This is a genomic window from Candidatus Vagococcus giribetii, from assembly GCF_017316185.1.
Taxonomy (GTDB): Bacteria; Bacillota; Bacilli; order Lactobacillales; family Vagococcaceae; genus Vagococcus; species Vagococcus giribetii.
The window spans coordinates 1-7,852 of the sequence record NZ_JAFLVX010000036.1 but is presented as its reverse complement, the minus strand read 5'-3'; the positions used below and the strand labels follow the sequence as shown (position 1 = coordinate 7,852).

Annotated in this window: 10 protein-coding genes; all 10 read left to right on the top strand. The window is 33.6% G+C overall.

The genetic code is table 11. The features are described 5' to 3' along the window. Nucleotides 1–338: 338 nt before the first annotated feature. The 10 genes from DOK76_RS12110 (at nucleotide 339) to DOK76_RS12065 (ending at nucleotide 7,762) form a co-directional block, all read left to right on the top strand. Nucleotides 339–710: a DUF3021 family protein gene (locus DOK76_RS12110; RefSeq protein WP_012477193.1), complete on the top strand. Its 372-nt coding sequence runs from the start codon at nucleotides 339–341 to the stop codon at nucleotides 708–710. Between the two features lie 63 nt (nucleotides 711–773). Next, entirely contained in the window at nucleotides 774–1,391 is a 618-nt protein-coding gene (locus tag DOK76_RS12105) for a recombinase family protein (RefSeq protein WP_048602915.1), read from the top strand. Further along, complete coding sequence (locus DOK76_RS12100; protein ID WP_206968146.1) at nucleotides 1,391–3,535, top strand: type IA DNA topoisomerase; 2,145 nt, start codon at nucleotides 1,391–1,393, stop codon at nucleotides 3,533–3,535. The genes DOK76_RS12105 and DOK76_RS12100 overlap by 1 nt, the downstream gene beginning before the upstream one ends. Nucleotides 3,536–3,630: 95 nt before the next feature. Next, entirely contained in the window at nucleotides 3,631–4,527 is an 897-nt protein-coding gene (locus tag DOK76_RS12095; protein WP_206968144.1) for a ParA family protein, read from the top strand. 105 nt (nucleotides 4,528–4,632) lie between these two features. Beyond that, nucleotides 4,633–4,842: a peptide-binding protein gene (locus DOK76_RS12090; RefSeq protein WP_000527318.1), complete on the top strand. Its 210-nt coding sequence runs from the start codon at nucleotides 4,633–4,635 to the stop codon at nucleotides 4,840–4,842. A 16-nt stretch (nucleotides 4,843–4,858) separates the two neighbouring features. Further along, nucleotides 4,859–5,131, top strand: a complete 273-nt coding sequence (locus DOK76_RS12085) for an antitoxin (RefSeq protein ID WP_005237730.1) — start codon at nucleotides 4,859–4,861, stop codon at nucleotides 5,129–5,131. 1 nt (nucleotide 5,132) lies between these two features. Next, nucleotides 5,133–5,996 (top strand): zeta toxin family protein, encoded by an 864-nt coding sequence (locus DOK76_RS12080; RefSeq protein ID WP_206968142.1) that lies wholly within the window; start codon nucleotides 5,133–5,135, stop codon nucleotides 5,994–5,996. Nucleotides 5,997–6,146: 150 nt separating this feature from the next. Further along, the gene (locus DOK76_RS12075) at nucleotides 6,147–6,464 is read left to right on the top strand and encodes a hypothetical protein (RefSeq protein WP_002300567.1); all 318 of its coding nucleotides are present in this window, start codon (nucleotides 6,147–6,149) and stop codon (nucleotides 6,462–6,464) included. Nucleotides 6,465–6,997: 533 nt separating this feature from the next. After that, nucleotides 6,998–7,495, top strand: coding sequence for a DnaJ domain-containing protein (locus DOK76_RS12070; protein ID WP_002300565.1), 498 nt, complete (start codon nucleotides 6,998–7,000; stop codon nucleotides 7,493–7,495). 33 nt (nucleotides 7,496–7,528) lie between these two features. Then, nucleotides 7,529–7,762, top strand: coding sequence for a hypothetical protein (locus DOK76_RS12065; RefSeq protein WP_002332654.1), 234 nt, complete (start codon nucleotides 7,529–7,531; stop codon nucleotides 7,760–7,762). Nucleotides 7,763–7,852 lie beyond the last annotated feature (90 nt).

The following is a 7,852-nucleotide window of genomic DNA, read 5'->3' as shown; positions in this document are numbered from 1 at the left end:
CTTTGCGACGATGAGGCCTTTGTTTTTCGTTCTCGTTTTTTGTTTGATTAACTAGAAGGGATTAAAAGACTGCATTTTGATTTATTTTTTTAGGGTAAAGGAGAGAGTAGCCCGAAAATTTTTAGTTGGCTTGGACTGAACGAAGTGAGGGAAAGGCTACTAAAACGTCGAGGGGCAGTGAGAGCGTAGCGAACACTTGATTTTTTTAGTTGCTATCTTTTATAGGTCAATAAAGTATACTTGATTGTCCTTTTTAGTAAGTATTGATTTTTTGTGGTATACTGGGATTAGCAAATAGGACATTTAAGTTGGGCAAAATTAGAGTGGAGGTGTCAAAAATGAAATATATTATAGATGCAATCATAAGGGGAATTATTCCCTTTGTAATTATGAGCGGAATATCTTTAATAATGGTTTATCAGAAGTTGAACTCATTTCAAATAAAAAGTACTTTTCTAGTAGGAATAATTATTACATTAGTTTCAGCTGCTAGCGTGATTTATGAGATTGATAATTTAACTTTAACACAGCAATCTATTATTCACTTTTTTGTAATGCTGATAACAGTTTTTCCTTGTTTGATAATTAGTGGGTGGTTTCCATTGTCAAATATCTTTGATTTCTTAAAGTTATTGGCGATCTTCTTGGTAGTTGGCGTTGTTTTATGGATAATTTCATTTTTTATTTTTGGAAAGCTACTAAATAAATAAGTTTAGCTTATATATTTGCTTGTGGAATTTAAAAAAACTTTTTTTAAAAAAGGAAAGATGTTAATGACTAAAATAGGGTATGCACGAGTAAGTAGCAAAGAACAGAACTTAGATCGGCAATTACAAGCGTTACAGGGCGTTTCTAAGGTCTTTTCAGACAAATTAAGCGGTCAATCGGTCGAACGCCCACAATTACAAGCTATGCTTAACTATATTCGTGAAGGGGATATTGTTATTGTTACTGAATTAGATCGATTAGGACGAAATAATAAAGAATTAACAGAATTGATGAATCAAATTCAAATTAAGGGGGCAACCCTGGAAGTCTTAAATTTACCCTCAATGAATGGTATTGAAGATGAAAATTTAAGGCGTTTGATTAATAGCCTTGTCATTGAATTGTACAAGTATCAAGCAGAATCAGAACGAAAAAAAATTAAGGAACGTCAGGCACAAGGAATCGAAATTGCTAAAAAAAAAGGCAAATTCAAAGGTCGGCAACTGAAATTTAAAAAAAATGATCCACGTTTAAAGCATGCTTTCGATTTGTTTTTGAATGGTTTATCCGATAAAGAAGTTGAAGAACAAACTGGAATTAATCGCCGAACGTTTAGAAGGTATCGAGCAAGATATAACGTGACAGTAGATCAAAGAAAAAACAATGAAAAGAGGGATAGTTAATGAGTACGGTTATTTTAGCTGAAAAACCAAGCCAGGCATTAGCCTACGCAAGTGCTTTAAAACAAAGCACCAAAAAAGACGGTTATTTTGAGATCAAAGACCCACTATTTACAGATGAAACGTTTATCACCTTTGGTTTTGGGCATTTAGTGGAATTAGCAGAACCAGGTCATTATGACGAAAAGTGGCAAAATTGGAAACTTGAATCTTTGCCGATTTTTCCTGATCGATACGATTTTGAAGTTGCAAAAGATAAGGGAAAGCAGTTTAAAATTGTTGCAGAACTTCTCAAAAAGGCAAATACAATTATTGTTGCAACAGATAGCGACAGAGAAGGTGAAAATATCGCCTGGTCGATTATCCATAAAGCAAATGCCCTTTCAAAAGATAAAACATTTAAAAGACTATGGATCAATAGCTTAGAAAAAGATGTGATCCGAAGCGGTTTTCAAAATTTGCAACCAGGAATGAATTACTATCCCTTTTATCAAGAAGCGCAAACACGCCAAATTGCGGATTGGTTGATCGGCATGAACGCAAGCCCTTTGTATACGTTAAATTTACAACAGAAGGGCGTACAAGGTACATTTTCACTAGGACGTGTTCAAACGCCCACCTTATACCTTATTTTTCAGCGCCAGGAAGCCATAGAGAATTTTAAAAAAGAACCTTTTTTCGAGGTGGAAGCTAGTATAAAAGTAAACCAAGGGTCATTTAAGGGCGTTCTAAGCCCCACACAGCGTTTTAAAACCCAAGAGGAGCTTTTAGCTTTTGTTTCTTCTAAACAAACTAAAATAGGCAATCAAGAGGGGATAATTGCTGATGTTCAAACCAAAGAGAAGAAAACGAATAGTCCGAGTTTGTTTTCTTTAAGTAGTTTGCAATCAAAAGTCAATCAGCTTTATAAAGCGACAGCGAGCCAAACTTTAAAAGCTATGCAAGGACTGTATGAAGCAAAATTATTGAGTTATCCAAGAACAGATACACCATTTATTACAGAGAACGAATTTGCTTATTTAAAAGCGAATTTTGGCAAATATAGCGGTTTTTTAGGACTTGATCTTGAAATGGTTCAAACAGAGCCTAGAAAGCGTTATGTGGACGGTAGTAAGGTACAGGAACACCACGCCATTATCCCAACAAAACAAGTACCTACCGAATCTGCATTAGCGAAAATGGACGATTTACAACGAAAAATTTATGCTTTAGTCGTTAAAACGACCGTTGCCATGTTTTTACCTGATTACTTGTATGAAGAAACCAAGATACAAACGAAAGTAGCTGATTTGCTGTTTCAATCGATCGGAAAGACACCAAAGCAAGAAGGGTGGAAAATTCTTTTCAGACAACAAAATAAAGAAGAAAAAGAGGACGTTCAAACGTTACCCTTGGTTATCATTGGCGAACATGCCGAGGTTGACGTTAAGAGTGCCGAAAAAGAAACACAACCACCGAAAGCTTTTACAGAGGGTACATTATTAACTGCTATGAAAACGGCGAATAAAACGGTTGATGATGAAGAAGCAATCAAGATTTTACAAGAAGTTGAGGGGATTGGAACAGAAGCGACAAGAGCAAGTATTATTGAAGCGTTAAAACAAAAAGAATATATCCAAGTGATTAAGAATAAGCTTGTTGTAACTGAAAAAGGAAAATTATTGTGCCAGGCAGTTGAAAGTCAGCACCTTTTAACGAGTGCTGAAATGACGGCTAAATGGGAAACGTATTTAAAAAAAATCGGTAAAAGAGAAGGCAATCAAGAGAACTTTATTACGAATATCAAAAAATTCATTGTTCATTTACTGGAAGCTGTACCTAACGATATAGAAAAACTAAATTTTTCTGATTACCAGGAACAGAAAGAAAAAGAAGCAGAAAAAAGTATTGTAGGAAAATGTCCTAAGTGTGGCAACAATATTGTATTAAAAAAATCGTTTTATGGTTGTTCAAATTATCCTGAATGTAAGTTTACTTTAGCTGAACATTTTAGAAAGAAAAAACTAACCAAAACGAATGTAAAAGAATTACTGGAGGGAAAAGAAACCCTGGTAAAAGGAATCAAAAACAAAGAGAAAAAGCCCTACAATGCCGTTGTAAAAATTGGGGAAAAGGGATATATTGATTTTATATCTTTCTCAAAATAAACATAAAAGCCCTCTTTAAAGGGCTTTTATATATTAATCACAAATCACTTATCACAAGTGATTAATCACAAATCACTTGTGATTTGTGATTCTTAATGATACAATATTACTATACAAAAAAAGAATGGGGCGTAGTTATGGAGAAGGAAAAACTAAAAATACTTGAAGAATTAAGACGTATTTTAAACAATAAAACTGAAGCAATTATTATCTTGAATAATTACTTTAAAGGTGGTGTTGGAAAGTCCAAATTATCGACTATGTTTGCTTACTTGACAGACAAATTGAATTTAAAAGTTTTAATGATCGATAAGGACTTACAGGCAACATTGACAAAAGACTTAGCAAAAACTTTTGAGGTAGAATTGCCACGTGTCAATTTTTATGAAGGCTTGAAAAATGGAAACTTGGCTTCTTCTATTATTCATTTGACTGATAATTTAGACTTGATCCCTGGCACGTTTGATTTGATGTTACTGCCAAAATTAACTCGCTCATGGACGTTTGAAAATGAAAGTAGATTGCTTGCTACTCTTTTAGCACCTTTAAAAAGTGACTATGATCTTATTATTATTGATACTGTACCAACGCCAAGCGTTTATACAAATAATGCAATCGTGGCGAGTGATTACGTTATGATCCCTTTACAAGCAGAAGAAGAAAGTACAAACAACATTCAAAACTATATTTCCTATTTGATTGATTTGCAAGAACAGTTTAACCCTGGACTAGATATGATTGGTTTTGTTCCTTATTTAGTTGATACGGACAGCGCAACGATAAAATCAAACCTGGAAGAACTGTACAAAGAACATAAAGAGGATAATTTGGTTTTCCGAAATATTATCAAGCGAAGTAATAAAGTAAGTACTTGGTCTAAAAATGGCATTACAGAACACAAAGGCTATGACAAAAAAGTTTTGTCTATGTATGAGAACGTATTTTTTGAAATGATTGAGCGAATCATTCAATTAGAAAATGAAAAAGAATAGAATCACAAATCACAAATCACAAGTGATTAATCACAAATCACTTGTGATTTGTGATAGGTGATGATAAAATAAATAGTAAGAAGAAATAGAAAGAAGTGAGCGATCGTGGGAAATTTAGGCGCACAGAAAGCAAAACGAAATGATACGCCAATCAGCGCAAAAAAAGATATAATGGGGGATAAGACGGTTCGTGTTCGTGCCGACTTGCACCATATCATAAAAATCGAAACAGCAAAGAATGGCGGAAACGTAAAAGAAGTTATGGATCAAGCCTTAGAAGAATATATACGGAAATATTTACCTGACAAACTTTAAAAGGAGTGAAAATGAAATGGCAGTTACGTATGAAAAAACTTTTGAAATAGAGATCATTAACGAATTATCGGCAAGCGTTTATAATCGAGTATTAAACTATGTTTTGAATCATGAATTAAATAAAAATGACTCTCAATTATTGGAAGTCAATTTATTAAACCAATTAAAGCTTGCAAAACGTGTAAATCTTTTTGAATATTCTTTAGAAGAATTACAAGCCGTTCATGAGTATTGGCGGTCAATGAATCGTTACTCAAAACAAGTTTTGAATAAAGAGAAAGTGGCTTAATATGGCAAATATAGTCAATTTTACTGACAAACAGTTTGAGAATCGCTTAAATGATAATTTAGAAGAATTGGTTCAAGGAAAAAAAGCGGTTGAATCGCCAACCGCTTTTTTACTTGGTGGGCAACCAGGGTCAGGGAAAACCAGTTTGCGATCAGCAATTTTTGAAGAAACACAAGGGAATGTTATTGTCATTGATAATGATACCTTTAAACAACAGCACCCTAATTTTGATGAACTAGTGAAACTTTATGAAAAAGACGTAGTAAAACACGTTACCCCTTATTCTAATCGCATGACAGAAGCACTTATTAGCCGTTTAAGCGATCAAGGCTATAATTTAGTGATTGAAGGAACAGGACGAACAACAGACGTTCCTATTCAAACAGCCACAATGCTTCAATCTAAAGGTTATGAAACAAAAATATACGTCATGGCAGTACCGAAAATTGAATCATACTTAGGAACGATTGAACGATATGAAACCATGTATGCAGATGATCCAATGACAGCTAGGGCAACACCAAAACAAGCGCATGATATTGTTGTCAAAAACTTACCGACCAATTTAGAAACCCTTCATAAAACGGGCTTATTTAGCGATATAAGGCTTTACAATAGAGAAGGAGTGAAACTCTATTCAAGCTTAGAAATGCCTTCCATTAGTCCGAAAGAGACCTTAGAAAGAGAATTAAATCGTAAAGTATCAGGGAAAGAAATTCAACCGACTTTGGAGAGAATAGAGCAAAAAATGGTTCAAAATCAACACCAAGAAACCCCTGAATTTAAAGCAATTCAACAAAAATTGGAAAGCTTGCAGCCACCTACACCACCAATACCCAAAACACCTAAACTTCCAGGACTTTAAACCTTAAAAAAGGAAAAGAGTAGTTACCAAAAAACGGTAACTACTCTTTTTTTATAAAAACATGAGGAAAACAGCTTCACTTCCTCAAACGCCTAACAAAAATGGTTGTCAAAAAACTAAAAATCAAAAAAAAGAAAAGAGGAAAAGAAAATGGAAAAAACAAAAAAATTACAATTAGAAGATTTTACAGAAAATGAGTTTTTTGGAACACAAGAACAGCAATATCTAAAAGCTCAAGTAAGAGAAGAGCTAAAAGAGCAAGGCTTTATCATAGATAGCAGTTTTGAGGGCGATTTTAAAACATGGATAGGTGTATACGCAAGACCAAAAGATAAACCGACCTACTTAGACCCTCAAAACGATAAAGAAGCAGAAGAACAAGAGCAATATTCTATTAACGGCTTTAAACAAGATTTTAGCGAATGGTTTGAGTGGGAAATAAAAAATTTGAAAATTAAAGAAATGTAAAAGAAAAGCCTAGCAAAAAAAGCTAGGTTTTTCTTTTAGATAAAACACCAAAAAGAAAAACCTAAGAAGGATAAAATAAGTTGTTCCACTTGCGGTGCAGTTGCTCCTCGTTCCAAACCCAACTTATTTCTTTGCAAAGATATTTGTATTTGACTAACACCTTTCCTCGAATGGTAAAAGCTAACCGTTCGTTACTCTACCTCAGATACTTTCTTTTTTCAGTTGGTACATTTTGCAGTCTGTAACGTGTCACTTACTGTTTGTTACCTTAACATATCCAGTCGAAAACACAAGGGTATATAAACGAGCAAGCTCGCCCTTGTGTTTTCTTTGTGTCTATGTTGCGTTCTCGTCACAGCAAACGACACGAACACACTGGCGAAAATGAACCACCTAAACGAAAAAAGAAAGGAACAAGATATGTAGAACATTCACAGCTTTTACCATTCGAGGAAAACAGCTTCACTTCCTCAAACGCCTAACAAAAATGGTTGTCAAAAAGCCAAAAATAAAAAAGAAAAGGAATGATAAAAATGAAATACATTAAAAACGTTGAAACATTGGAAGAATTGAAAAAAGCCTACAAAAAGTTAGCTTTGAAGTTACACCCCGATTGTGGCGGGAATGAAGAAGAAATGAAAATTTTGAACAATGAATATGACGAACTGTTTAGCAAACTTAAAAACACTCACAAGAACAAAGACGGCGAAACCTATACAAAAGAAACGACTGAAACGCCCGAACAATTTAAGGACATTATAAATCAACTTTTCAATCTGAAAATGGACGGTGTATCAATTGAAATTGTGGGAACTTTTATATGGTTAACAGGCAACACAAAACCTTATAAGGACGACATAAAAGCCCTAGAATTTCGTTATTCACCAAAAAAATACGCATGGTATAAAGCACCAAGCGATTATAAAAAACGTAGTCGAAAAAATTATGATATGGACACAATAAGGGGAATGTATGGAAGTCAAAAGGTTAAGGAAGATAAAGAAGAAAAAAAATACTTACAAGCCAATTAAGGCTTGTAAGTTTATCAGAAAGGAAGTTTTAAAGTGGATATTAAAATAAAAAAAATAAATTTTGAAGGTAATATTTTAAAAGTTATAAAAGCGACAGTAACAGAAATGAGAGGAATAAATAATCATCAAAAATATGATTTTGATTTATATCAAATAGAAGCACGTTCGCCAATGTCAACAAGAGAAATAACTTTAACAGTTGATTTTATAGAAAAAAAGTATCAGGTGATATTATCGCTTTTGGTGATTGGTACGATTTGGATATAGAATCAGTAAATGAAATATTAAATCAATTAAAAAAGGAAGGACAAACATTAAGAACAATCAATTTTATTTAAAAAAGTATCAAAAAACGGA